Consider the following 26,897-nt stretch of genomic DNA (forward strand, 5'->3'; position numbering starts at 1 on the left):
GGCCCCGAGAAGCAGGAGGGATGTCATTGAAAGCCTTATTTGAGAAGGAAAAAAATTACTGGAGTCATAAACTGGAATCTGAGGATCATACCATCTGCCTACCATACACTAACCATGTGTCCAGAAGTACAACTGTAACGAGTTTAAATTCCCATATGTACACGCTCACATTTCCAACTGAAATTTCCCAAAGAATATCATCTATAACAGGTGGCGCTCCATGGGCCGTGTTTATGGTCCTGCTTGCTGGAGTAGAGAGCTTATTGCATAAATACACAGGTGAGGAACGTGTGCTGCTGGGCATTCCGGTAGCCAAGTCTAGCAACGGTGCTACAAAGCCGATCAACCATCTACTTTTATTGAAAAATACGCTGGATTCCAGCACAACCTTCAAAGCCTTGCTGTCTCAAATCAAAACCTCTGTCGGCGAAGCTATTGAACATCAAAACATTCCTTTTTGGAACTATTCTGAATTACTTGACATTCAACGTGATGAGGATGGAAAGCCTCTTATTCACACCACAGTATCCTTGCGAAATATTCATATTTCTGATTTTTTGGATCACGTACAATCTGAACTAGATTTCCAGTTTCAATGGGAACATGAAGCGGTTTCCCTAAACGTAAAGTATAGTAGCGACCGTTATAGCGAGACGACGATTGAGCATTTTGTTGAGCAGCTTCTGCGGCTGTACACTATTGTTTTGCAGCAGCCAGAGTTGGCGATTTCCACAGCACAAGTGCTGTCAGAGCAAGAAATAGAGCAGCTGCTCCATACCTTCAACGATACAAATGTGGATTATCCACGTCATGCGTCTATTCATGAATTGTTCGAGAAACAGGCGAAGCAGACACCACAGCAGGTGGCGGTAGTGTATGGGCAAGATAGCCTAACCTATGCAGAATTGAATGAAAAGGCCAACCGACTGGCTCATTCTTTACGTAAGCAGGGAATCCGCACCGAGCAGACGGTCGGCATTGTAGCTGAACGCTCGATTGAGATGATTGTCGGTATGCTCGGAATTCTCAAAGCAGGTGGAGCGTATGTACCCATTGATTCTGATTACCCGGATGAGCGTGTACGCTATTTGCTGAAGGATTCCGGTGCGGACATACTGCTCGTGCAGCGAATGGAACATCGGCCCACTGATTTTAAGGGAATGGTGCTTGACCTTAGCGATGCCGCAATTTATGGAACGGATGATGCTGATCGTTACGATCCCATTTTGTCGAATGAGCACGGGACGAATACTGATTCGGGATACGTGGACTGCCTAGATCCGTTCTACTCCATTTCCGCCAGTCCCGAACTTGCTTCTACGACAACCATACAACCAGAAATCATGCAACCAAAAGCTACGCAATCAGAACAAGCAGAACCAGAACAAATACAGCAGACTTATGCAGCTAAAGAACAACCACAGGCGAGCGCAGCTGGTCGCTTGGCCTATATTATGTACACCTCAGGGACTACAGGCCAGCCCAAAGGGGTTATGGTGGAGCACCGTAATGTCGTGCGTTTGGTGACAAACACAAACTATGCACGCTTGAATGCCGACACACGCATTTTGCAGACCGGGTCTGTTGTCTTTGACGCGTCCACCTTCGAAGTTTGGGGTGCGCTATTGAACGGTGGACAGCTGGTGCTGGTGAGTCAGGATGTTATTTTGGACGCGCCCAAGCTCAAGGAAGTTGTCCGCAATCACGGCATTACCACGATGTGGCTGACCGCACCACTCTTTAATCAGCTATCCCAGCAGGACTTGGAACTATTTGAGGGGATGCGGGAGCTATTGGTCGGTGGTGATGTGCTGTCCGTACCGCATATTAATCGGGTATTGGAGGCCCATCCGAATCTACATATTATTAACGGCTACGGTCCGACGGAAAATACGACTTTTTCTACCACACAAGCCATTACTGGCGTTCAATCGGGATCTGTGCCCATTGGTAGCCCGATCTATAACTCGACGGCATATGTCGTGGACGGTTCGATGCAGCTCCAGCCTGTTGGAGCGTGGGGGGAACTGATTGTCGGCGGTGACGGGGTGGCTCGCGGATACCGCAACCGCCCAGAACTGACGACCGAAAAGTTCATTGACAGCCCGTTCCGTGGTGGCGAACGCTGCTATCGAACAGGGGACCTGGTGCGTTGGAATGCGGACGGGACGCTGGAATATAAGGGACGGATCGACGCGCAGGTAAAAATCCGGGGCTACCGGATCGAGCTGGGCGAGGTGGAAGCACAGCTGTTGAAGCTGGAGGCAGTCCGAGAAGCTGTTGTAATTGCACATGAAGATGAACAGGGGCAAAAGCTGCTCTGCGCATATGTGGTCACCCATGCGGAAGTAGCGACAAGTGAGCTGCGTAGCGCTTTGAGTCAGGAGCTGCCGGGCTACATGGTACCGTCGTATTTTGTACAGCTAGAGCAATTGCCACTGACGCCCAACGGCAAGGTGGATCGCCGAGCGTTGCCACAGCCAGAGGGAGGTGTAGGCTCAGGCGCAGAATATGTACCTCCTCAAAATCAATTACAAGCACAACTGGCTAGCATCTGGAAAGATGTGCTTGAGCTTGAGCGCATTGGCATTAAGGATAACTTTTTTGAGGCAGGAGGACATTCCCTGCGGGCGACACATGTCATATCACTCATCTATAAAGAATTGCATAGAAATGTGCAGCTAAAGGATCTGTTCCAGCATCCGACCATTGAACAGCTGGCGCAAGTTATTGAAGCACTGGAGCAAACCACTTATGAATCCATCCCTGTTACGGAGAATAAGCCATTTTATGCGGTCTCTTCGGCTCAAAAACGGATGTATATCCTCAATCAGCTTGATGGAGCGGGAATTAGCTATAACATACCTGGTGTCCTGACTCTGACCGGTTCACTTAATCACAAGGCACTGGATAGCGCGTTCCGTCAGCTTATTGACCGTCATGAAACATTGCGCACAAGTTTTGAGACCATGAACGGTGAACCTGTCCAGCGAGTACATGACGAGGTTCCTTTTTGCATGGAATTGACTAATGCTCACGGAGCTACCCCAAAGGAAACGGATGAGCTGGTACGTAACTTTGTCCAACCATTCGATTTGGGGCAGGCTCCGTTATTCCGAGTTGGTTTGATTGAAACAGACCCAGAGCATCATATTTTGCTCATGGATATGCATCATATCATTTCGGACGGCACCTCTATAAATGTACTAATTCAGGACTTCATTCATTTATATGCAGGCGACACGCTGCCCTCGTTACGTATTCAGTATAAAGACTACGCCGCTTGGCAACAGAAGCAGCAGCAAAGTGAACGCTACCGGGAACAGGAAAACTACTGGCTCAATACCTTCGCAGGAGAGCTACCAGTGCTTGATCTACCGACTGATTATCCACGCCCAGCGGTGAGAAGCTTTGAAGGAGATGTGCTGGAATTTACGCTTGACCAACGACAAAGCGAAGGCTTAAAAAGCATTGCGGTGCAGACGGAATCGACATTATATATGGTGTTGTTGGCTGCCTATTCGGCTTTGCTTAGCCACTATAGCGGGCAGGAGGATATTATTGTCGGTTCGCCAATTGCAGGGCGGCCCCATGCGGATCTTGGCAGTCTGATCGGGATGTTCGTGAATACACTGGCAATCCGTAATTATCCAGAAGGCGGGAAAACGTTCCGCGATTATGTGTTGGAGGTCAAGGAAAACGCGTTAAAGGCTTTTGAACATCAGGAATATCCGTTTGAAGAGCTGGTGGAGAAGCTGGGCGTGGATCGAGATTTAAGCCGTAATCCGTTATTTGATACCATGTTTGCACTGCAGAATCTAGAGCAAAAAGAGCAGCAGCTGGCGGGACTGCAATTGGCATCCTATCCAAGTGAACAAACGACCGCCAAATTTGATTTAAGTCTGTTCGCAGTGGAGGATAGAGATCAAATTTCCTGTGCTCTTCAATACGGAACTCGGCTGTACAAACGAGAAACCATTGAACGACTGACTGAGCATTTGCAGCAGCTTATCAATGCGGTTATTCAACAGCCGGATATCGCTCTTTCGGCTATAGAAATGGTTTCGGCCCAAGAAAAAGAGCTGCTTGTGCAGAGATTCAATGATACGGTAGCAGACTATCCGTATCCACGAGATCAAGCACTGCATGTGCTGTTCGAGGAACAGGTAGCACAATCACCTGATCGGCTGGCCATCACCTTTGCGGACATGCAGCTTACCTACCGTGAGCTGAATGAACGTGCCGACCGTCTGGCACGCATTCTCGCTTCCCATGGGATACGGCGCGGGTCCGAGCCAGAGACACAGCGAGTAGCAATTATGGCTGGACGCTCCATTGAAATGGTCGTCGGTATGCTGGCGATTTTGAAGGTCGGAGGGGCTTACGTTCCCATTGATCCTGATTATCCTGAAGAGCGTATCCGTTATTTACTGGAGGATTCCGGTGCGGGGCTGTTACTGTTACAACGACGTGAGCAGATGCCTTTTGAACCAGGCATTCCGGTCATCGATTTGAGTGATGAACAACGATGGAGTACCAAATCTGAATTTGACGCTCATACGGATGGAACACTTCCGATTACAACAGGGGGATCTTCCTCGGATCTTGCGTATGTGATCTACACCTCTGGTACGACAGGCAAGCCGAAGGGCGTGATGATTGAGCACCGTAATGTCGTGCGCCTAGTGAAAAACAAAAGCTATGCCACGCTTGATGAAAATACACGTATGCTGCAATTGGGCGCAGTTGTGTTCGATGCCTCCACATTTGAAATCTGGGGAACGCTGCTGAACGGGGGACAACTGTATGTGGTAAGTCATGACACTATTCTGGATGCCTCCAAGCTCAAACAGGCAATTGACAAGTATCGTGTTAACACGATGTTCATGACCACGGCTTTATTCAATCAATATTCGCAGCAAGAAATCGGAGTGTTTGCGTCCTTGAAGGAGTTGCTCGTGGGTGGTGATGTGTTGTCTGTACCGCACGTCAATCGTGTGTTGAAGGAGTACTCGCAGCTTCGCCTAGCCAATATTTATGGGCCGACGGAGAACACCACCTTTTCCACCATCTATGACATTACAGAACCGCAAACCCAGGCTATTCCCATTGGACGTCCAATTGATCACTCGACCGCCTATGTGGTCAATCGTTCGTTGAAGCTGCAACCTATCGGGGCCTGGGGGGAACTGATCGTCGGTGGTGATGGTGTTGGGCGTGGATATCTGAATCGGCCCGAGCTTACGGCGGAAAAATTTATTGAAAGTCCATTCCGGTCTGGAGAATATTGCTATCGTACAGGGGACTTAGTGCGTTGGCGTGCTGATGGTGTACTGGAGTACAAGGGAAGAATGGATGAACAGGTCAAAATTCGCGGCTACCGCATTGAACTGGGTGAAATTGAAACCCGTTTGTCCACGATTCCAGGTGTGAAGGAATCAGTTGTTACCGTGCGGCAGGACGATCACGGACAAAAACAGCTATGTGCCTATTTTGTAACAGATAGCGAACTGAGCGCCAGCGACTTACGTAACATTTTGTCGCAGGATCTGCCTGGCTATATGGTGCCGTCCTACTTTGTGCAGCTCTCCAGACTGCCTTTGACGCTGAATGGCAAAGTAGACCGCAGGGCACTGCCCGCACCTGAGCACAATCTCGATACAGGTATGGACTATGTGGCACCCGAGACGGATGTCCAACAGGCACTGGCTACAGCTTGGGGAGCCATTCTTGGTATCCCGAAAGTCGGAATACAGGATAACTTTTTCCATTTGGGTGGTGACTCCATCAAGGCCATTCAAGTATCGTCCCGCTTATTTCAGGCTGGATACAAGCTGGAAATGAAGGACTTGTTCAAATACCCGACAATTGCAGGACTAAGCACATATATTCAGCCTGTTAACCGAATAGCCGAGCAGGGCGAGGTTACAGGAAATGTAGTGCTTACACCGATTCAGCGCTGGTTTTTTGAACAGCCAACGGGAGAACCACACTATTTTAACCAATCTGTCATGCTCTATCGTCAGGAAGGCTATGACGAACAGGCACTACGGCGGGCGCTCCATCAGATTACATCGCACCATGATGCACTGCGTATGGTTTTTAGTTTGTCGGAGAACGGATGTACAGCATGGAACCGCAGTGTAGAGGAAGGCGAACCGTACCATCTAGAGTGCTTTGATTATAATGACAGCGATGTAAACCAGCAAGATTTGGCGAAGATAATTGAAGCGAAGTGCAATGAAATTCAATCTGGTATTTCTCTAAGTGAAGGTCCGCTGATGAGACTGGGGCTGTTCCGTTGCCCGGATGGAGATCATCTGCTGGTCGTGATTCATCATTTGGCGGTGGACGGGGTATCTTGGCGCATTTTATTCGAGGATTTGGCGACTGCCTATGATCAAGCTTCCAAGGGTGAACAGGTGATTCAGCTGCCTCATAAAACAGATTCGTTCCAAACATGGGCCGAGCAGCTGCACGCTTATGCCAACAGCCCAGCTATGGAACGTGAGCAAGCGTATTGGGGGAAACTTGCACAAGCGGAACGGACTCCTTTGCCGCAGGATTACGGGTATAATGAGCACGAAAAGCCATTGATTGGCGATAGTGAATCGGTTACTGCTTTGTGGACACACGCAGAGACAGAGCAGCTGCTCAAACAGGCCAATCGTGCCTACCGTACAGAAATTAATGACCTGTTGCTAACGGCGGTAGGAATGGCATTGCAAGCATGGAGTGGAAATGATCGGTTCCTGATTAATCTGGAGGGACATGGACGTGAAGCCATTTTACCAGAGGTGGACATTACCCGGACGATAGGGTGGTTTACAAGCCAATATCCTGTTTTGCTCGATATGCCTGAAGAACTGGCACTTTCGCAACGGATTAAGCGGGTGAAGGAAGGACTGCGCGGCATCCCGCAAAAAGGGATTGGCTACGGTGTACTGAAATACTTAGCCGATCATCAGACACAGGCACCGGAGGCATCTCCAGCCCTATTTACGACAGACCCCGAAATCAGCTTTAACTATTTGGGACAGTTCGATCAGGATATGAAAGGGAACGACTTGCAATCATCCTCATATGAGGGTGGGATGCCGCTGAGCCCGACCATGGCTCGAACGTATACGCTGGATTTTGGTGGCATCATTTCGGGAGGTCAACTGGGTCTGACGATTAGCTATAGCCGTACCAGCTATAGACCGGAGACGATCGAGCGATTGGCGAAATTACTGGAATCGAGCCTGCGCGAAATTTTGGTGCATTGCATCCATAAAGAACACCCGGAGCTTACCCCAAGTGATATTTCCTATAAAGGAATGAGTGTGGAGGGCTTGGACAGCCTCTTATCTGAAATGGGTGCTGCAGGTGAGATCGACAATGTATATGCACTGACCCCGATGCAGAAAGGGATGCTGTTTCACAGCCAGCTAGATAGTCAAGCAGCCGCGAATGACGCGTATTTTGAGCAGGTTTCTTATGATATGCGAGGTCAGATGGACATTCGGGCTTTTGCAGAAAGCCTGAATATTCTGGTTCGGCGACATGAGGCGCTGCGTACACATTTTTATTTTGGCAGAGATACGGAACCGTTGCAGGTGGTGTATCGAAATCAGGATTGCGGCTTTCAATATGAAGATTTACACCATCTGGAGAAGGATGAAATAGATACCCGGGTGAAAAATTTCAAGCTACAAGATAAAGCACGAGGCTTTGATCTGCGTAGGGATGTTCTGCTGCGTGTAGCGATTTTACGTACCGGAGAAGACAGCTATCATTTTGTATGGAGCTTCCATCATATCGTCATGGACGGCTGGTGTCTGTCCCTTATAAATAAAGAAGTGTTTGAAAGCTATGCAGCACTTCAGGAGGGCAGAGTACCAGAGCTAGCACCCGCAGTGCCGTACAGCCGCTTTATTGAATGGCTCGAAGCACAGGATCGCAAGGCGGCAACCGACTACTGGAGCAGCTATTTATCCGGATATGAGCAGCAAACAGCATTACCAGCTGTAAAATCCGGTCGCAAGAGTGGAGGCAACACGGCTAGTGATTGGGTGACGGTTTTGGAACGTGAGTTGACCCTCCGGGTGGAGGAGACGGCTAAGCGATATCAAGTGACCATGAATACGTTATTACAAACCGTCTGGGGGATTGTGCTGCAAAAATATAACAACCACAGTGACGTCGTATTTGGCAGTGTCGTCTCAGGCCGTCCATCGGATATTATCGGGGTAGAGGATATTATCGGCTTGTTCATTAATACCATTCCTGTTCGCATCCTTAGTGAGGCAGGGGAATCTTTTGCAGAAGTTATGAAGAAAACGCAGGAGCAGGCTCTGGCTTCTCATGCGTATGATACGTATCCACTGTTTGAGATTCAGGCATTGACCGATCAGAAACAGGATTTAATTAACCATATTATGGTATTTGAAAATTATCCGGTAGATGAGCAGGTCGAAGAACTGGGAAGTGACGGGCAGGAACTATTCCCGATTTCCAACGTGGTGGCTGCAGAGCAGACTAACTATGATCTGAGCTTAGTCGTTATGCCAGGAGAATGCATCAAGATTCGTTTTATGTATAATGCGTTAAGTTATGATCAAACAGGCATTAAGCGTCTGCATGGACATTTTGTGAATCTGTTGGAGCAAGTTTTGCTTAACCCGAATGTTTGCATAGAAGAGCTGGAACTGGTTACAGCGGCGGAAAAACAACAAATTACAGGAGAGTTTAATAACACTGCCTCTGCATATCCAAGCAATCACACGATCCAAAAATTGTTTGAGGAGCAGGCAGAGCGTACGCCGGATCATATTGCCGTCGCTTTGGGTCATCAATCATTGACCTACCGGGAGCTCAATGAGACAGCCAACCGATTAGCGCATACGCTGCGTGATGCAGGGGTGAAACCCGATGAACCTGTTGGCATTTTGACGGAGCGCTCGCTGGATATGATTACGGGAACACTCGCTATTTTGAAGGCTGGTGGCGCGTATGTGCCGGTAGATCCACAATATCCGGAGGACCGTATCCGTTATATGCTGGAGGACTCGGGAGCCAAACTGCTGCTGGCTCAACAAGATTTGCTGGATCGTTGCTATTTTGACGGACAGATTGTTAATCTGAATGAGGATACGTCCTACAGTGCAGATGCTTCCAATCTGGGTATAGATGGAGTGGGTAATCATGCTGCTTATGTTATTTATACCTCAGGCTCAACAGGTAAGCCTAAGGGTGTCGTTGTTGAGCATCAAAGTGTCGTGCGCCTCGTCCGCAATACCGATTATGTGCCATTTGATGAATCGACTCGAATGCTGCAGACTTGCGCGTTTGTATTTGATGTATCTACGTTTGAAATTTGGGGCGCGCTGCTGAACGGCGGTCAGCTTGTTCTTGTGCATAAGGATGATCTATTGGACGCGGCCAAGCTTAAAGAGACGATACGGGATCATAGCATCACCATGATGTGGCTGACCACACCGTTATTTAATCAGCTTTCACAGCAGGATAGTAAACTTTTCGGCGATGTGAAGTATTTGCTGGTTGGTGGTGATGTTTTGTCTGCACCCCATATTAACCGGGTTCTGCGTGATAATCCGGACATGAACATCATTAACGGCTATGGACCAACGGAAAATACAACCTTTTCGACGACGTATCACATTACGGAAGAACAGCTGGATTCTGTGCCGATCGGACGTCCCATCTGCAATTCGACGGCGTATGTTGTGGATTCGTCATTTAACCTGCAACCGGTCGGAGCCTGGGGTGAGCTGGTTGTCGGCGGAGACGGAGTTGCACGTGGTTATTTAAATCGTTCTGAGCTGACGGCTGAGAGATTTCTTGCTAACCCGTGGGTGGACGGAGATCGCCTGTACTGTACAGGAGATCTTGTTCGCTGGCGTGAAGACGGCATATTGGAATACGCCGGACGGATTGATCAACAGGTTAAAATTCGCGGTTACCGGATTGAGCTGGGCGAAGTGGAGGCGCGGCTGGCAAGTGTACCGTCCGTGCGGGATAGCGTCGTTATCGCTTTGCGGGATGGAACGGGTCAACAGCAATTATGTGCTTACTTCACTGGCGATGAACAGCTGACCGTCCGTGAGATTCGAGCTGCGATGTCGGCCAGTCTGCCGAGCTATATGATTCCATCCGCATTTGTACAACTGGATCGGCTTCCGCTGACGACAAACGGCAAAATTGATCGCAAAGCTTTACCTGTGCCGGACAAAGGGCTGCACACGGGTATAGAATATGTCGCCCCACGAACCGATGTGGAGCAGTTGCTGGCATCCATTTGGCAGGAAGTGCTTGAAATTCCACAAGTGGGTATCCATGATGACTTTTTCACGTTGGGTGGACATTCCTTGAAAGTACTGGAGCTTATACGCAAAGTTCACCTTGCCACAGACATTGAGCTCCCCATCCGTAGTGTTATGGACTTCCCAACCATAGAAGAGCAGGCGCTCACATTATTGAAAGCCGATCTGGAATACAAGGCCGATAGTCCAATCATTCGGTTGAATGAACACGGTCCGATCTCTATCTTCTGCTTTCCTCCTATGCTTGGATACGGGCTGTCGTTCGCGGAGCTGGCCAAACAACTGGATCAGGACGCAGTCGTGTATGGATTGGAGTTCGTGGATGATGCTGCGGATGAGCAGGCCATGCTGGCACGTTACGTTGATTTGATCGTCAGCACGCAAGCGCAAGGTCCGTATGTGCTGCTTGGTTATTCCATAGGTGGTAATCTGGCGCATAAGGTTGCTGACACACTGGAACGTCAAGGTCATACCGTATCCGATATTTTTATGCTCGATTCGGTCAAAAGGGCGGAAGCCCTGCCCTTCACAGCTGAAGAAACAGAGCATGAAATTCATGACATGCTGGAACAGGTTCCCGACTCCTACCGTGAGCTGTTGAATGAAACGTACCAACGTAAAATGATCGCTTATGCGGTGTATGGCAATCAGCTTGTGAATACAGAGAGCGTTCAGGCGAATATTCACGGCTTTGTCGCCGTTGGATCGGAAACGGTGAGGGGTACAGGAGATAATCGACTTTTATGGAAAGATGCTACACAAGGTAGCTATGAAGAGCATAGCTTGATTGGTAATCATTATGAACTACTGGAACCCGGATTTATCGAGAAAAATGTAAAAAGTATCCGTGCCGAAATACAAAAGATAACTCGGAACACGGACAAAGACATGACACAAGATTTAGCACATCATAAATCTTGAAAATCTACGGTTGATGATTTTAAGAACTGAATCACTAATTTTTTAATCTGTAACACATGAATCCTGATCGACAGGTAAGATGCCTTCTGCTTACACGACTCGATCAGGATTCGCTTTATTATGTGCACTCCCGCGATGGGAAGTGCGATGATTCCATAGCGCCATGCTGATGGCTTCCATACGGAGTATAAATATCTGCTCGCTATGCAATCACCGCACGGTTCAAATCATTAAATCAACTTCATACGTAAGGATGGTACTTCAATATGAAGAATAAAGGCATTTGCTACCTATCCGCATTTTTAGCAGCGTTGTTTCTCTGGAACCTGCTCATTGCTCCGGCATGGGCAATAGACAGCATAACACCTAATTCATTGGAAAAAAAAGTGGACGATATCATGGTTACAAAATTGGAAAAATTGCATATTCCGGGGGCTGCGGTCGTCGTGACTCAGGGAAACCAAATTCTTTTTAGTAAAGGCTACGGATATGCAGATCTGGAGCGGAAAATGGCATTCGATCCAGCAAAGACCATTGTTCGTGTCGGCTCTCTAACCAAATCATTTAGTGCAAGCGCCACGATGCAGCTGGTTGAGCAAAACAAGCTTGATTTGAATGAAGACGTGAATAACTATCTCCACAGCTATAAAGCTACGCAATACCAGAATCAGCCTTTCAATTTGCATCAGCTTTTGACACATACCTCAGGATTGGATGAAGCGCTGTACGACATTAACAGCTCGACTCGGGCAGGCGTTTTACCCACAGAACAGTATCTCAGCACGTATTTTCAAAATCAGCCACCTATCCGCAAACCTGGAATTCAGTATGAATACAGTAATGTCGCCTTCGGTCTGATCGGTAATATCGTGGAGCAAGTAAGCGGTCAGGGACTGAATGATTACCTTCGTACACATCTGTTCCAGCCGATGAATATGCCCAGCGCGACACTGGAATTGCCGTTAAATCATCCTGCACAGGCCCAGTCGTATCAGTGGAAGGATGGAGCGTATTTGAAACAGCCTTTGTCGTATATCAATCTGCCCGGAGCAGGAGCGTTGAACGTCACACCCAACGAGTTTTCCCATTACTTGATCACTCATTTAAACCAAGGCAAGTATGAGGGCAAAGTGGTGCTCCAGCCACATACGGTAAAAGTGATGCATGCGCAGCAATTTGCAGTCGATGCACGCCTGGATGGCGTGGGCTACGGATTTTTTCGTGGTCATTTGGAGACAGGAGTACCTATGCTGTGGGCTACCGGGGAAATTGATGATTTTATTTCCGAAATGGTACTGATTCCGTCACAAAAGATCGGTATTTTTGTGATCATTAATTCAGCTGACACGGACACTCTGCTTCATGGAAAAGTCATCGATGCGATAGCCCAAATGCTGCCCGCAAATCCGCAGGCCGCTTCTCAGTCACTGGCTCGTTCTACCACGCAAGTGAAGCTTTCGCCAGAGATTGAGGGCGTATATCAGGTGGATTCTAATCCTGTTCATGGGTGGGGAAAATGGATTCGAATACTGGGAAACATTACATACACCGTGCGAATTCAAGATGATCATACGTTAATTGTTAAAGGAAAATACCCAAATGAGAATGAAGCAACAGACAAAGTTTTTCAAGCAGCAGGCGATGGATTGTTTGTGGAAAAGGAGGGCCAGCTTAAAATTTTGCTGTATCAGGAAAACGGTACGTGGATGATGGTTGCCCCGGATAGTAAAACCATGAAGCAAACGACACTTTGGCACCGCACCTGGACTCTGCTTGTCAGCTATGCAGCCGCCTCCTTATTTTTCATCACAACCTTGCTGATTTGGATCGTAAGATATGTGATCAAAGCTATCCGTAAAACGAATAATCACATTTCGTCCAACCTTGCATTCATTGCGTCACTAAACACGATTTTTCTCGGAGTGCAGGTCGTCTATGGTAACAATCAGATCGTGTATGGCTATTCCGCGTGGTATATCTGGGGAATTTGCACACTGCCACTCATTTCAGCACTCATTGCCGTGTGGGTATTGATCGTGAATGGCGCAAAGCTGATTACAGGGGAAAGAAGAACCCGGGCTGCCGGGAAAATCCTATTTGCGGTGCTCACATTGCTGCATACAGTGTATCTCTTTTATTGGAATTTCCTTCCTATCCATTATTCCTAAAGATTTACAAAACAATGCATATTCGAACATAAATGAATGCTAAAATTTGTATCTGATGCCCCCCAGAAGGGCTTTAAACCAACAAACAGGAGGGAAAGAATGGGAATCTTTCGTCGTTTTACATCCCGTAGCTTCAAATATGCAACTGCTATGGTTTTCACTTTATCGTTGTATGCTGGTGTTGCGGGCAGCATGCAACCGGTACGGGCAGAAGGTCCGGCGGACCCAGCCCCCTTCATTGCAGCGAAAGTGGTCAATGAGAACGCTGGTAAAAAAGTGCTGTTTGATAATACTCATGGACAGACAGCTGGCGCAGCAGATTGGGTGATTGATGGTGGATTTTCAGACTTCGGCCAAGCCCTCGCGAGCAATGGCTATGATGTACACGAGCTTCGCCAATCTACGCCCATTACTTACAATGATCTAAAGAATTATGATGTATTTGTTACAGCAGAGCCGAATATTCCTTTTAAACAGAGCGAACAGGCTGCAATGGAGCAGTATGTAAAAGCAGGCAATAGTATTTTTTTCATTGGAGATCATTATAACGCGGACCGCAACAAGAATCGCTGGGACGGATCGGAGAGCATTAATGGCTATCGTCGTGGTGCATGGGAAGACCCTGCGAAGGGAATGAGTGCGGAAGAAAAAAGCTCGGTAGCAATGCAGGGCGTAGTCAGCTCAGATTGGCTGGGCAGCCAGTTTGGTGTGCGCTTTCGCTACAATGCATTAGGCGATATCACGGCCAATCAGATTGTCGAGCCAGCACAGGCGTTCGGCATTACAGCTGGAGTGAGTAATGTGGCAATGCATGCAGGATCAACACTCGCAATTATCGACCCAGCGAAAGCCAAGGGAATCGTATATCTTCCTAAAACCAATCAGGCTTGGGGCAACGCGGTAGATCAGGGCGTGTATAATGGAGGCGGCATTCCGGAAGGACCTTATGCAGCTGTATCGAAAGTAGGACTAGGCAAAGCTGCTTTCATTGGGGACTCGTCTCCTGTCGAAGATGCAACGACAAAATATTTGCGCGAAGAGACAGGAACCAAGAAGACAACGTATGACGGCTTTAAGGAGCAGGATGACGCCGAGTTACTGGTCAATATCGTAGACTGGTTGTCCAAGAAGGAGGAGTATACCAGCCTGACGGAAGTGAAAAGCTTACAGCTGGACCAGCCGACGGCATTACTGCCTTTTGAAGAGCCACAGGCTTCCACGGAACCACAAACCGAGCCTTGGTCCGCTCCCGCAGCTGGCTACAAATGGTGGGATCAGCGAACCTTCAAAGCAGGGTCCTATGGCGGATCTACAGCCAGTGCGCAACCAGTGTACAGCATCGTTCGTCAAGAGCAGCTGCCCAATGCACAGCCTTTTCAAATTCGGATTACTGCCGACCAACTGGCTCCCAATAGTACGATTAGCGGATTCAGCACAGGTATTTATATAGAGGGCGGCAATCAAGTAGCCCAGATTCAAAATCCGGATGGAAGCTGGCCAACCTCTTACGGCTATAGCGGAACATTTAGTCTGGAGTCCAACGGCAAAGGGCATGCCTATAAGGACTTGACGGTGCGAATCAAGCCGGGAACCAGTGGTTCAGCTAATCTTAGACTAAGGCAAAACGGCAGCAATCTGCTGACTCAATCCGTCGTGTTGGCTGATGTCCCGGCCCAGCCGTTGCCTGAGGAAGGCAATACGGTTCCAGCTCGTATCAGTGTCGCAGAAGCACGGAGTCTCCCGGCTGGTAAAGTCGTGACCTTAGAGGGTGTTGTGACGACAGAACCAGGTGTATTTGGTGGTCAAGCCTTTTACATGCAGGATGAAAGTGGCGGTATTTATGTATATCAGAACCAAAGCGGCTTTCACCAAGGGGATCGAGTAAAGCTTACAGCAAGCTTGGCACTGTTTAATAGTGAGCTAGAGTTAACCGATCCAGTGGCAATTGAAAAAACGGGAGAAGGACAACTTCCAGAAGCTGTACAAGTCACCCAACTCAGTGATGCGAGCCAAGGACAGTTGGTTGAGCTTCCTACGGCAATGATTCGTAATGTGATAGACGCGACTCCCGTAGGTTCGTTTGAATTTGATGCAGTATCAGGTGAAGTAAGTCACCATGTGCGTGTCGATGCACGTACAGGCTTAACACGGACAACTTTTCCATATCAAGAAGGACAGCACGTGAAGCTAAAAGGAATTTCGGCGATTTTCAAAGGGAATTATCAGTTGAAACCGCGTGGACTGGATGATTTTTCAGCTCAGGCAGGTGCAGAGTTGCAAGAAGTAGAGCTTTCACTGGATCAAACGACCCTCAACGTTGGGGATACGGCAGTGACACATCTCAAGGGTACGCTGACAGATGGCAGCGAAGCAGATTTAAACCGCGCTTCTGTTCAGTATGTCAGCAGTCATGAATCCGTTTCGCTGGATACGTATGGAGAACTTAAGGCCCTAAAAGAGGGGAGCGCGGAGATTACAGCCAGCGTTACCTTGGATGGTAAAACGGTCGTATCCAATCCTGTAACTGTTAGAGTCGAAAAGACTGGTGTAGGTGAAGTGCCGAGTAAACCTGTGCTGTCGCATGATAACGGGCAGGACACTGGGCTGAAGGATGGCAATTACAACATCACTATGGATCTGTGGTGGGGTACGAATGGTGATGAACTCAAGTTGTACGAAAATGACAAGCTGATTGGCACTCAATCGTTGCAAGCGGCTTCTCCTGGAGCACAGCATGCAGTCATTCCTGTTACAGGTAAGACCAACGGTACCTACACGTATACTGCAGAACTGATCAACGCTTCTGGTAAAACGACCAGCGACCCGTTAACTGTCGAAGTGACCGATGCTTCTCCTGGCATTCCAGTGCTGTCTCATGACAATTGGGATGGTGATGGTGCCTATACTCTTGCTATGAACATGTGGTGGGGCACAAATGCGACGAAATACAACTTGTATGAAAACGGAAAGCTGATCGACGCGCAGGATCTGCTGAGCCAAAGTCCGCAGGCCCAAAGTGCAGTGACCAGCATCCAAAATCAAAAGCCGGGTACATATGAGTACCGGGCCGAGTTAGTCAATGCTTCAGGAGAAGTTTCTAGTCAAACGATAAGTGTAGAAGTAAAGGGCCATGAAGTAGAAATGATGGGCCGTTAAAAAGTAAGAGCATCTATTGACCTCGTGAGAGTCTATAGATGCTTTTTTATTTTTTACGAAGCGGGAATTATCATTTTAGGATTGGGTTGGCGAAGCGGAAAGTCCCTCTATATCTGAGGAGCCATAGAAGAACATGGCAACTAGAATCACAATAATGACAACCTCTGCAAAATATTCTCCATCAAACTCACTCACCACATAAGTCTCCTTTCGCCACTTGTTAATTATTTATTTTCTGTGAAAAGGCTTGTATCACCTGGTCCAGTGTCATATTCCCGTTATCATTTAAAAATTTCACCATATTATCGACATTGGATGGAGTGGATGCTAGTGTTTTGTATTTTCCTGTGAGTCCTAAAAACAATGTTGCTTGTCTGTATAAAGTCACCGAATCGACGTTTAGTTTTCCTGTTAGTAGGAGGGCTGCCACAAGGACCTCCACATTTTTTCCTTGAAGCGCGGAAAAGATAGCCGAATTACTGTTTAATCCATTTTTCTTTTGACCGTTAGGTGGGGATTTGGATTTACGATTCCCGTTTCCATTGCCATTCCCATTGCCGTTCTTTCCTAAGGAAGCCATTGAATCTTCCTCCCGCCATATACTGTTCTTGCCTGGTTTTTATGAAAATTCGGGACAAGGACAGCGGCACTACAGTGCTCATCAAAATACGTTATGATCATACGATATGCGAATAAGAGAGCATTGGTTACTATAAGAATCACCCTGGCTGAAGGCAGTTGGCTACTGTTATCCAGTAATTTATTTCGCATGTTGGTCCGATTTAGAGTAAACTACAATAAAGCAAGCCAAATGATCAATTGCATAAATCCCAGAGCGTTTTCAATCAGCAATGTTTAGACTAAAACGGTTTAGTTCGTTTATTGTATTTTTGAGCGTTGAATTGGAATTAAGCAAAATGCTGAAATAGGAGTTGTAGATAAAATATGTCGAATGAAGAAGTATTGTTAACTAAAGAGGGATTGGCCAAGCTGGAGGATGAGCTAAAGGAACTGAAGACCGTAAAACGCAAGGAGCTAGCCGAACGCCTTAAGTTGGCTATCAGCTACGGCGATTTGAAAGAAAATAGTGAGTATCACTCAGCCAAGGACGACCAAGCGTTTATGGAAACCCGCATTCTCATATTGGAGAAGATGCTGACCAAAGCCCGGGTCGTGGATGAGAGTAATTTAGACCTTAGAACCGTTAGTATTGGATCGACTGTCATTTTGAATGACATCGAATTTTCAGAAAAGATGGAATACAAAATTGTAAGTCCTGCTGAGGCGGATGTTCTTGATAACAAAATTTCCTATGAGAGTCCTTTAGGCAAGGCACTTTTGGGAAAAGAAGTGGGCAGTATCATTCATGTGGATGCACCCATGGCTGTAATTAAATATGAGCTGCTTGAAATTAAGCTCACATAGTTCATTCCCGATTCCCTTATATGAGGGGGCCGGGATTTTTTTATTTCTCGCTGCTTACATACCGTCCATGTGGAGCACAGTTGCACTCCACATACACTGGACAGGATTTTCTTTACTCCGCTAAGCGCACTAAGTTAGTCCGTCATTAGGAAGCCTGCTTGCTCCAATGCAGCGCAGGCATCATTAATTTTATCTTCATCCGAGGCATTCAAGGTGTGCAGGTGGATGCCTCCCGTCAGCTGGGACAAATAAGTGGCCTGGGTGGAGCTGATTTTACGGATAAAATCGTCCACTTCCTTGCGAGTTCCAACCCGTATCGGAGCAGTCAGATCCCCGTATACCGGATGCTCAACAATAACATCCTGCACACTTACACCGTAGTCCACAATCAGCTTTAGTTCCTCTTCTGTCTGTTCAGGTCGATGTTTACACACAATAATACGTGAGGCTAAGGGAGTTGCCTGACCCGCAGGCTCCATATAAATGTATCCTTGACTCGTTGCAAGGATAGGCTCTTGGCTTGCTTTTAACAGGGAAATATCCTGTACAATTACTTGTCGGGAGACGGAGGATCTGCGCGCCAGTTCGCTCCCGGTCAGTGGTGATTCGCTCTTGAGCCACAATAGTAGCTGTTCGCGGCGATCCGTACCTGACCGTTTTAAAGATTCAGTCAACGGGATAAGCTCCTTTCTTTTCGATGCGTCAGGTCTGTCAAAATATCTACCAATACATTCAATTCCTCGATGGTGGTCGTTCTTCCGAAAGAAACACGGATAAATTGTAACGCTTCACGGCCGGATGCTCCAAGCGCCTGTAAGGCAGGCGAAGGATCGTGGTGTCCGGCAGCACATGCGCTTCCAGTGGATATACAGACACCTCTGCGATTACATTCCAGCATAACATATTGTCCCTCATAACCGTGAAAAAAACAGCCTACTATATGATGAAGCGCTGCTTTATTCTCGCTTTCCTGTACCACCCAACGTAACGGAATGGATCTTTCCCGAATTTTCGTAATAAAGTGTCTTCTCAGGGAAGCATATCGCTCCTGATGCGACTCCATCTGTTCGGTCATCATTTCTGCCGCCGCGACAAAGGCTGCAATCCCGGGAACATTAACCGTTCCAGGACGAAATCCGTTTTCATGTAGTGTAACAGGGTACACGGGACGCCACGGAGTTCCGGGTTTGAGATATGCAGCTCCGACGCCTTTGGGGCCATACACTTTATGGCTCGATACAGAGAGTGCATCTACTCCCATGGCTTCTACATCTACGAGAATATTCCCAAATGTCTGTACCGCATCACTATGCAGCAAAATACCCCGTTCGCGTAGCAGGGGAGATAAGGCAGCAAGGTCCTGAACCAATCCCGTTTCCGAATTGGCGTGTTGTACGGATACAAGTCCGGTGTTTTCTCTCAGGTGAGGTAAAAGAGCTTCACGAGTCACTCGTCCTTCCCGATCCGGTTGCACAATGGTCAGCTCATAGCCCTGACGTTCCAGCAAAGTGGCAAGGTTGTACATCGAGTGATGTTCCAAAGCGCTCATGATCCAATGCTTTTTATGCTGCGGCAACCCGTTCAGGATCGATTGCACAATCAGCATATTGGATTCTGTTCCCCCTGTCGTAAAATAGATGCCTTCCTTTTGCCCGCCAATCATATTTGCTATTCGTTGCCTGCTGTAATCCAGCGTGTAGGCTGCTTGACCGCCCGCATCATGAAGGCTGCTGGCATTTCCGAACATTTCCTTATTTAATACGTTAAACATATTTAAAGCTTCACCACACATAGGTGTAGAAGCGGCATAGTCGAGATAAATCACACCAAATCCTCCCTGCTTAAAAATAATTCCATTCAAAAACTCTTGAGATTATTGTAGGCATGTGTAAATATAAGTGTCAAGACACTTGTAAATATGAATGTACACAAAGCGGTTATCTGTTCGCTGAGAGCGGAACGATCAGCCGCATCGATATGGAGGGATTCTAATGTCTATGCTTGACGTTTTACAAGGAAATCGAGGGCTTATGCCAGAGCATTATAAGACACTGACGGTTGCTGAAATGGAGCAGCGAGTGGCCGAACTGAAACAAAAATGGGGACCCAAGCTGCTCATACCGGGCCACCACTATCAGAAGGACGAGGTTATTCAGTTTGCTGATATAACAGGAGATTCTCTACAGCTTGCTCAAATGGCTGCACAAAATCAGGAAGCGGAGTTCATTGTATTTTGTGGGGTACATTTTATGGCAGAGACAGCGGATATGCTGACTACCGATCGACAGACTGTTGTCCTGCCGGATATGCGTGCAGGTTGCTCGATGGCAGATATGGCGAATGTGGAACAGACAGAACGAGCATGGAAGCATTTACAGGAGTTGGTAGGAGATACGATCATTCCGTTAACATATGTAAATTCCACAGCAGAGATCAAAGCCTTTGTAGGACGGCATGGTGGGGCTACCGTGACTTCTTCGAATGCTAAGCAAGTGCTGGAGTGGGCGCTGAAGCAAAAGGAACGTATTTTGTTTTTGCCGGATCAGCATTTAGGTCGCAATACAGCTTACGATCTTGGAATTCCGCTAAATGAAATGGCCGTGTGGAATCCGCTGGCAGATCAGCTTGAGACTGAACAGGACCCAGCAACCGTAAAAATTATTTTATGGAAAGGGCATTGCTCTGTTCATGAAAAGTTTACAGTAGATCATATTCGCAACGTTCGCGAGCGTGATAAGAACGTCCGGGTCATCGTTCACCCCGAATGCTCTTATGAAGTCGTACAGCTCGCAGATTGCGCGGGCTCCACAAAATTCATCATCGATACCATCCGTGCGGCAGAGCCAGGGACCCAATGGGCTGTTGGCACAGAAATGAATCTCGTGCAACGAATCAAGCAGCAGTACCCTGAACAGCAGATTGAATCGCTCAATCCCGATATGTGTCCCTGCCTAACCATGAACCGGATCGATCTTCCCCATTTGCTGTGGGCAATGGAACAGTTTGACCGGGGTGAGCCTGTGGGTGTGATTCGTGTGGATGCTCAGATCAGACAGGATGCTGTACTAGCATTGAATCGTATGCTTGCTATCCGTTAAGTTTTACCGTAATATAGAGCGTCCTTCCACCGGATTTGAGCATTAGACCGAAGGAGCAGAAATAATTATTTCAGTTGCTTGTGATCCAACCCGTATCTCTAATTAAAGATTAGTCGCTTGTCCGGTTTCGTGCTATAATTGTAGCAACAAACCGAAGGAGGTGAATCCCTTGTTTGAGCTTCAAGACCTACTCCCTTATTTATTTACAATTGGCTTGCTGTGCACAGTGACTTATACGTATCTCGCTCATTTGCACGGCAATGTACCCGAATGCTGGGTCGAAGGTGGGCCCGTGAGGTCTCATGCCTCTCCGCAGATGCCGATGTCTGCCCGTGGACAGGACATGCCTGTCCGGCTGGCCCGACATATCCGGCGTAAAGAAGCGCCGGATGAAGATGCATCCGATTGTTCTTCCTCGTTGAACGATGGCACAGCCAATCAACGAGGAGGAACATATGAAACGATTCAAGGGATTCACCTTTTGGGGTAAAAAAGAACGGATATTTGGATTAATGGTAGCGTTGGCGGTGGTCATGCTACTGTCTGGTTGTGGTGCGAATGCTGCGGAGATAAATGCACAGACACCCGGATTTTTTAATCATTACGTGGTGTTCCCGCTTTCTTGGCTTATTCAGCAATTGGCGCAATGGTTTGGTGGAAGCTTTGGGCTGGCGATTATGACATTGACATTCATTGTCCGTCTGGCCTTACTGCCTCTTATGATGCGTCAAACGCGTGCCCAGCAGGGTATGAAGCGCAAGATGAGCGCTATGCAGCCCGACTTGGACCGAATTAAGAAGAAGTATGAAAACAAGAAAGATACCACCAGCCAGCAGAGTATGCAGCAGGAAATGATGTCGCTTTACAAAGAACATCAATTCAATCCGCTTAATATCGGTTGTCTGCCTATTCTCATTCAGCTCCCGATCTTGAGCGGTATGTATACAGCAATCCGCTTAACCCCGGAGCTCGCATCTCACTCTTTCCTATGGTTCCGGCTCGGACAGCCGGACTGGATTTTGTCAATCGTCGTCGCAATTGTATACTTGGCACAGGCCAAGCTTTCTCAGTTTCAGATGACGCCTGACCAGCGCAAGCAATTTGCGATCATGGGCTATCTTTCACCGATTATGATGGCGGTCTTTTCCTTCAATGCCCCTGCTGCCATGCCATTATATTGGACAGTAAGCGGCACCTTCTTGCTGCTTCAGTCGCTGTGGTTCCGCAGACGCTATCCAATAGAGGAAGCAGAGAGTAAGGTTAAACTTGGAGAAGTCACACCAACCTAATTAGTAGATGATGCTTGTTTAACTTGGGAATTACGTTTGTAGTATGCCACGTGTAATCATAGGATGTCATTCGAGCCGTTTATAAGGCTTGAATGGCGTCCTTTTTTGTTGCTGCTTTTTTCGCTACAGTCCGCTTGCGATTTTGTAGTCAATATGAATTTCTTATATTATAAAATGATTCTGAAAGTGATATTTTTTGAAAACGGGTTTCATTATGTGGAGGATGCAACTAATTCTTTTAATGAAATGATAAGAGAAAAGTGGGCAAAGTAAGACCTATATCTAAGCTAATGCTGCACTTTGTTTTATCACGCAATGAATATTATGGAGGAACTACAGAAAATGAAGCAAACATCAACAAAGCTGCCCATTTCCTTGGCTCTGCTCACATGTATAGTATGTGCATTCGGTTTTAGCTTAGTCGCATTATGGGTGAGTGACCATCAAGTTCGGCATTTTGACCAGGAAATTATTTCGGTTATTGGACAACTGGAGTCGCCCGCCATGACCCGTGTAATGAAATTTTTCACCATGATCGGCAGCGGGATTCCAGTTGTGATCATTGTTTTAATGGCCATGTTCGTGCTCTATAGAGTATTGGGACACCGTAGAGAACTGCTTTTTTTGGCGGCTGGTGTATTGGGATCGGTAATGCTGAATACGATACTGAAAGTACTTTTTCAGCGTGCGAGACCGGAGATTCACCGTATTATTGAAGAGAATGGATACAGCTTTCCAAGCGGACATTCCATGACAGTTTTCAGCATGTATGCGGCGCTGACATTTTTAGTGTGGACGCATGTTCCTTCTAGGCTGGGGCGTATCCTTCTTATTGTACTCAGCAGCCTGCTGATTGTAGCAATCGGGACGAGCCGCATTTATTTGGGCGTACATTATCCGAGCGACGTTGTGGGTGGCTATTTTATGAGTGGCTGCTGGATGGCGGCTTGTATTTGGTTTTATCAGCGGTACGAAGAACGACGAATGTTGTCACTTCGCTCTAAATCACAGCATAACGGGTTGCATAAATAATGAAGTTTCTAAATAAAGCAGACGCTTTAGCGTCTGCTTTTCATTTGGACAGAGGAAGTGTGTTCAGTCATCTTGGTTCTGGCCTGTTCACCAGGCTTGAGCCCCAGCTTCTGCTCCCATTTTTCATAAAATATAATAGCCGCCTGCATAAAGATGCCAGGTAGCTTCCGACTTCGAATGAATTGATGAACGCCGATGGCACAACCTGCACCAATAAGCGCACCTGCCAAAATATCCGAGGGATAATGCACTCCGGTCCATACGCGGGATACTGCGATGAGTACAGCTAAAATAACCCAGAGAACACGAAATTTTTGATGATGAATCCATAAAATGGCAGCCAGAGAAAACGCTCCAAGTGCATGGTTACTCGGGAATGAAGCATTGGGATCATGATGAATAAGCTGAAGGACTGAATGTCCGACAAAAGGCCGATCTCTGTAAAACAAATGTCCAAGACCCCAACTAATTACAAAGCCGATACAAACCGTTATAACGGCTTCTAAAACCATCATTCGATGCGGCATTTTAAAGGTGAACCAGTAAATCAGCAAAGCCACTCCGAATAAATACGGTGCATATTGCGCCAAGAAACGCATGGTTCCATTCAAAAAGGCGAGGGAATTAGCGAGTTCATTGATCCAGTGAAATAAAGCATAGTCTACATTAATTAACATGAATAAATTACTCCTTAACATCAAAAAATTGAATAACAAAGTTATATTATAGAGCGACTACACGGATAAAAGCTTAAAATCAAATAAAAAATGAATGTCATTTCCGTTACTCATTTGCTTTTTCTATAGAAATAGGTGGTTTTGCGATGGAAAAGTCGGTGCTGGTCATTGATGATGAAGAGAAGATATCCAGATTGCTTCAGTTGGAGTTATCCCATGAAGGATATGCAGTTGAAATCGCACAAACGGGCAGAGAAGGATTGGAAAAAGCTCTAGCACGTACATGGGATATCATCATTCTGGATGTCATGCTGCCGGAAATGAACGGGGTCGAGGTGCTGAAGCAGATTCGAAAAGTGAACAATCATACACCAGTAATTATGGTCACTGCACGTAACACGACTCCTGATAAGGTTTCAGGTCTGGATGAAGGTGCCAATGATTACATTACGAAGCCTTTTGAGATTGAGGAGTTATTAGCGCGGATGCGGGCCAGTATGAGGCATCAAATGGAGCCAACAGCTACCGCTTCACAAAAAGAGGACAAGTTGTCGTCCAGGCTCCAAGTGGATAGCTTGGTGTTGGAACGCAAGACTAGGTCAGTGGTGCGGGAAGGAAACCGAATCGAACTGACGCCCAAAGAATATGATCTGCTTCTCTATCTGATGGAGCACAAAAATCAGGTATTGCAGCGGGATGAATTGATTCAGAACGTGTGGGGGTTTGATTTTGTTGGTGATACGAATGTCGTAGATGTGTATATCCGGTATGTTCGCAAAAAAATTGATCATGGATACAAAAAGAAATTAATTAAAACCGTACGTGGTGTGGGGTACTGCATCAGGGAGGAAGAACATTGAAGCTGCGGACCAAAATCACCCTGCTCAGTTCTATTTTAGTGATGATAATACTCCTGTTTGTGGATGTCACGGTTCATTTGTTGTTCGTCAAAATCGCTACGCGAAATGAAAGAGAAGTGCTGCAAAATAAGTGGACTGAAATCATTGCCGAAACCGGACATACCATGATTCTGAAGAATGCATGGAGTCCAAAATTGAAAGATGAGCTTTCCGGAGATACTATTCTGAGGGTGTTTGATCAGCAATCCCGACTTCTGTATGAAGTAAGTCGCCAGTCACGCTTTAAGCTGGGCGATATTCGTTTTAACACTTCTCAAAGCTCTCAATTGACTGATGTACAGGGTCATAAAATTCTGGTAATCCATCTCCCCGTGCTTTCTCCGGAGGGCAATCAGAAGGGAACGCTGGAGATCGTGGAAAAATGGGATGCACTCGAAACCAATCTCGATATTTTAAATACGATTCTCATCACTTCGACTGTAGGAGCAATGATGCTAAGTTTGGTAGGGAGCACGATTTTGGCGAATGCCATATTGCTGCCGATTTCCAGTAGTATTCAAACGATGCAGGAAATTGAGAGAAGCTTAAAATTTAAAAAAATCCCCGCTGGCAGTCATAATCAAGATGAATTGTCCCAAATGACCGCTACTTTTAACCGAATGATGGAGAGATTAGAAGAAAGCTTTCAGAGCCAGCAGCAGTTTGTTTCAGATGCCTCACATGAACTGAATACCACACTTATGATTATTGAGGGCTATGCCAACATGCTGCGGCGGTGGGGCACGCGTGATGAGGACATTCATAAGGAATCCATTGAATCGATCTATGAAGAAACTCAGCGAATGCGTACGATGACACAGCAGTTGCTGACTCTTGCCTCCTCACAGCAGAAAGACCCTGAGCCGCATGAGCGGATAGAAATGATCGGTTGTTGTCAACAGGTAGTAGCGCATCTCAAGCCTGTACATGATCGTCAAATTTCTATTTTAACCGAAGAGAAAGAAATTTGGCTGGATGCCAACCTGACAAAAATGAAGCAATTGCTAGTGATCCTACTGGATAATGCATTAAAATACAGCTCGGATGAGATTGAAATAGGGTTATCTAAAGATAAAAAGGATGTCTATATCCGGGTTAAGGATTATGGGATCGGAATACCTGAGGGCGAGATCAAGCGGGTCTTCGAACGATTTTATCGGGTAGATAGCTCCAGGCATCGTAAAACTGGAGGGACCGGGCTGGGGTTGCCGATTGCCAAGGCAATTACAGATGCTCATCAGGGTACGATACGTATGGAGAGCGTAGAAGGAGAAGGAACGGTAGTCATCGTCACGCTGCCCCAAAGACAAAAGGAAAGGCTGTCCCTCCAGTAGAAATATCTACTCGCGGAACAGCCCTTTTTATTGTTATTTGTAAGTTAAGCATTCGGTGGATGGGAATCAACTAAAATTTATCCTAGAGGACACGACGTGCTGTTGTGTAATTGCGGCTCCACCAGCCCGAATTTAGATCTGTAACCGTTACGCCGCCTTTACCATACGTATGCAGAATTTTGCCGTTCCCCATGTAAATGGCTACATGATGAATTGGCGCATAGAAAAAGACCAAATCGCCTTTTTTCAGCTGACTACGCGGTACGAAAGTGCCAACAGTTGATTGCTGTCTGGACGAACGTGGAAGCTTGATGCCATTTTGTGCAAATACATATTGAGTGAACGAAGAGCAGTCAAAAGATCTTGTATTGCCTGCTGGGGCTCCATGCTCATAACGCACACCCATAAACTGGGAACCTTTAGAAATAATCTGATCAGCTTTACTTGCCGAAGCGGCATGAGTGGTGGCTGGCCCAACGACGAAGCTCCCTGCGCTCAATGCCAAAGTCATAGTAAAGCAAATACCCATCCACAATTTTTTTGAAGTACGTTTCATATATAAATTCCTCCGTT

Annotated in this window: 15 protein-coding genes; 10 read left to right on the top strand and 5 right to left on the bottom strand. The window is 46.9% G+C overall.

What is annotated here, in order from left to right:
- The first annotated feature begins 26 nt into the window (after window positions 1-26).
- From NSQ57_RS11320 to NSQ57_RS11330, 3 genes are all read left to right on the top strand, one after another.
- Window positions 27-11,246: an amino acid adenylation domain-containing protein gene (locus NSQ57_RS11320; protein ID WP_342426032.1), complete on the top strand. Its 11,220-nt coding sequence runs from the start codon at window positions 27-29 to the stop codon at window positions 11,244-11,246.
- Window positions 11,247-11,512: 266 nt separating this feature from the next.
- Entirely contained in the window at window positions 11,513-13,414 is a 1,902-nt protein-coding gene (locus NSQ57_RS11325) for a serine hydrolase domain-containing protein (protein ID WP_342426033.1), read from the top strand.
- Between the two features lie 99 nt (window positions 13,415-13,513).
- Entirely contained in the window at window positions 13,514-16,570 is a 3,057-nt protein-coding gene (locus tag NSQ57_RS11330; RefSeq protein WP_342426035.1) for an endonuclease, read from the top strand.
- 220 nt (window positions 16,571-16,790) lie between these two features.
- On the opposite strand, the gene NSQ57_RS11335 is transcribed toward NSQ57_RS11330, so the two are convergent.
- Window positions 16,791-17,150, bottom strand: coding sequence for a hypothetical protein (locus NSQ57_RS11335; RefSeq protein ID WP_029514846.1), 360 nt, complete (start codon window positions 17,148-17,150; stop codon window positions 16,791-16,793).
- Window positions 17,151-17,515: 365 nt separating this feature from the next.
- On the opposite strand from NSQ57_RS11335, the gene greA reads away from it, so the two are divergent.
- On the top strand, window positions 17,516-17,995 hold the full coding sequence (greA, locus tag NSQ57_RS11340) for a transcription elongation factor GreA (protein WP_013310174.1): 480 nt from the start codon (window positions 17,516-17,518) through the stop codon (window positions 17,993-17,995).
- Window positions 17,996-18,129: 134 nt separating this feature from the next.
- Here the strand turns inward: greA and NSQ57_RS11345 are convergent, their stop codons facing one another.
- Both NSQ57_RS11345 and NSQ57_RS11350 read right to left on the bottom strand, forming a co-directional pair.
- Window positions 18,130-18,669: a transcription repressor NadR gene (locus NSQ57_RS11345; RefSeq protein ID WP_029514848.1), complete on the bottom strand. Its 540-nt coding sequence runs from the start codon at window positions 18,667-18,669 to the stop codon at window positions 18,130-18,132.
- Complete coding sequence (locus tag NSQ57_RS11350) at window positions 18,666-19,820, bottom strand: IscS subfamily cysteine desulfurase (RefSeq protein WP_342426036.1); 1,155 nt, start codon at window positions 19,818-19,820, stop codon at window positions 18,666-18,668. The genes NSQ57_RS11345 and NSQ57_RS11350 overlap by 4 nt, the downstream gene beginning before the upstream one ends.
- A 166-nt stretch (window positions 19,821-19,986) precedes the next feature.
- Between NSQ57_RS11350 and nadA the strand changes: the two genes are divergently transcribed.
- The 4 genes from nadA (at window position 19,987) to NSQ57_RS11370 (ending at window position 23,414) form a co-directional block, all read left to right on the top strand.
- The gene (gene nadA, locus NSQ57_RS11355) at window positions 19,987-21,093 is read left to right on the top strand and encodes a quinolinate synthase NadA (protein ID WP_029514851.1); all 1,107 of its coding nucleotides are present in this window, start codon (window positions 19,987-19,989) and stop codon (window positions 21,091-21,093) included.
- Between the two features lie 160 nt (window positions 21,094-21,253).
- Window positions 21,254-21,583, top strand: coding sequence for a hypothetical protein (locus tag NSQ57_RS11360; protein WP_342426037.1), 330 nt, complete (start codon window positions 21,254-21,256; stop codon window positions 21,581-21,583).
- The gene (gene yidC, locus NSQ57_RS11365) at window positions 21,549-22,382 is read left to right on the top strand and encodes a membrane protein insertase YidC (protein WP_069011673.1); all 834 of its coding nucleotides are present in this window, start codon (window positions 21,549-21,551) and stop codon (window positions 22,380-22,382) included. Before NSQ57_RS11360 ends, yidC begins: the two co-directional genes overlap by 35 nt.
- Before the next feature lie 342 nt (window positions 22,383-22,724).
- On the top strand, window positions 22,725-23,414 hold the full coding sequence (locus NSQ57_RS11370) for a phosphatase PAP2 family protein (RefSeq protein ID WP_342426038.1): 690 nt from the start codon (window positions 22,725-22,727) through the stop codon (window positions 23,412-23,414).
- Window positions 23,415-23,440: 26 nt separating this feature from the next.
- On the opposite strand, the gene NSQ57_RS11375 is transcribed toward NSQ57_RS11370, so the two are convergent.
- Window positions 23,441-24,091 (bottom strand): undecaprenyl-diphosphatase, encoded by a 651-nt coding sequence (locus NSQ57_RS11375; protein ID WP_342426039.1) that lies wholly within the window; start codon window positions 24,089-24,091, stop codon window positions 23,441-23,443.
- 146 nt (window positions 24,092-24,237) lie between these two features.
- Here NSQ57_RS11375 and NSQ57_RS11380 point away from each other — a divergent pair, with 146 nt between their 5' ends.
- Both NSQ57_RS11380 and NSQ57_RS11385 read left to right on the top strand, forming a co-directional pair.
- Window positions 24,238-24,951: a response regulator transcription factor gene (locus NSQ57_RS11380; protein ID WP_069011671.1), complete on the top strand. Its 714-nt coding sequence runs from the start codon at window positions 24,238-24,240 to the stop codon at window positions 24,949-24,951.
- Entirely contained in the window at window positions 24,948-26,324 is a 1,377-nt protein-coding gene (locus NSQ57_RS11385; RefSeq protein WP_029514860.1) for an ATP-binding protein, read from the top strand. Before NSQ57_RS11380 ends, NSQ57_RS11385 begins: the two co-directional genes overlap by 4 nt.
- 82 nt (window positions 26,325-26,406) lie before the next feature.
- Here the strand turns inward: NSQ57_RS11385 and NSQ57_RS11390 are convergent, their stop codons facing one another.
- Entirely contained in the window at window positions 26,407-26,880 is a 474-nt protein-coding gene (locus NSQ57_RS11390; protein ID WP_029514862.1) for a C40 family peptidase, read from the bottom strand.
- Between the last annotated feature and the right edge of the window lie 17 nt (window positions 26,881-26,897).

The sequence above is a fragment of the Paenibacillus sp. FSL L8-0502 genome (genome assembly GCF_038593055.1).
In the GTDB taxonomy this organism is placed as follows: Bacteria; Bacillota; Bacilli; order Paenibacillales; family Paenibacillaceae; genus Paenibacillus; species Paenibacillus polymyxa_D.

Bases quoted from the DNA above. Each gene is read 5' to 3' on its own strand.
- NSQ57_RS11390 (WP_029514862.1), bottom strand. From the start codon at position 26,880: ATGAAACGTACTTCAAAAAAATTGTGGATGGGTATTTGCTTTACTATG.
- NSQ57_RS11330 (WP_342426035.1), top strand. From the start codon at position 13,514: ATGGGAATCTTTCGTCGTTTTACATCCCGTAGCTTCAAATATGCAACT.
- yidC (WP_069011673.1), top strand. From the start codon at position 21,549: ATGAAACGATTCAAGGGATTCACCTTTTGGGGTAAAAAAGAACGGATA.
- NSQ57_RS11335 (WP_029514846.1), bottom strand. From the start codon at position 17,150: ATGGCTTCCTTAGGAAAGAACGGCAATGGGAATGGCAATGGAAACGGG.
- NSQ57_RS11380 (WP_069011671.1), top strand. From the start codon at position 24,238: ATGGAAAAGTCGGTGCTGGTCATTGATGATGAAGAGAAGATATCCAGA.
- NSQ57_RS11325 (WP_342426033.1), top strand. From the start codon at position 11,513: ATGAAGAATAAAGGCATTTGCTACCTATCCGCATTTTTAGCAGCGTTG.
- nadA (WP_029514851.1), top strand. From the start codon at position 19,987: ATGTCTATGCTTGACGTTTTACAAGGAAATCGAGGGCTTATGCCAGAG.
- NSQ57_RS11370 (WP_342426038.1), top strand. From the start codon at position 22,725: ATGAAGCAAACATCAACAAAGCTGCCCATTTCCTTGGCTCTGCTCACA.
- greA (WP_013310174.1), top strand. From the start codon at position 17,516: ATGTCGAATGAAGAAGTATTGTTAACTAAAGAGGGATTGGCCAAGCTG.
- NSQ57_RS11375 (WP_342426039.1), bottom strand. From the start codon at position 24,091: ATGTTAATTAATGTAGACTATGCTTTATTTCACTGGATCAATGAACTC.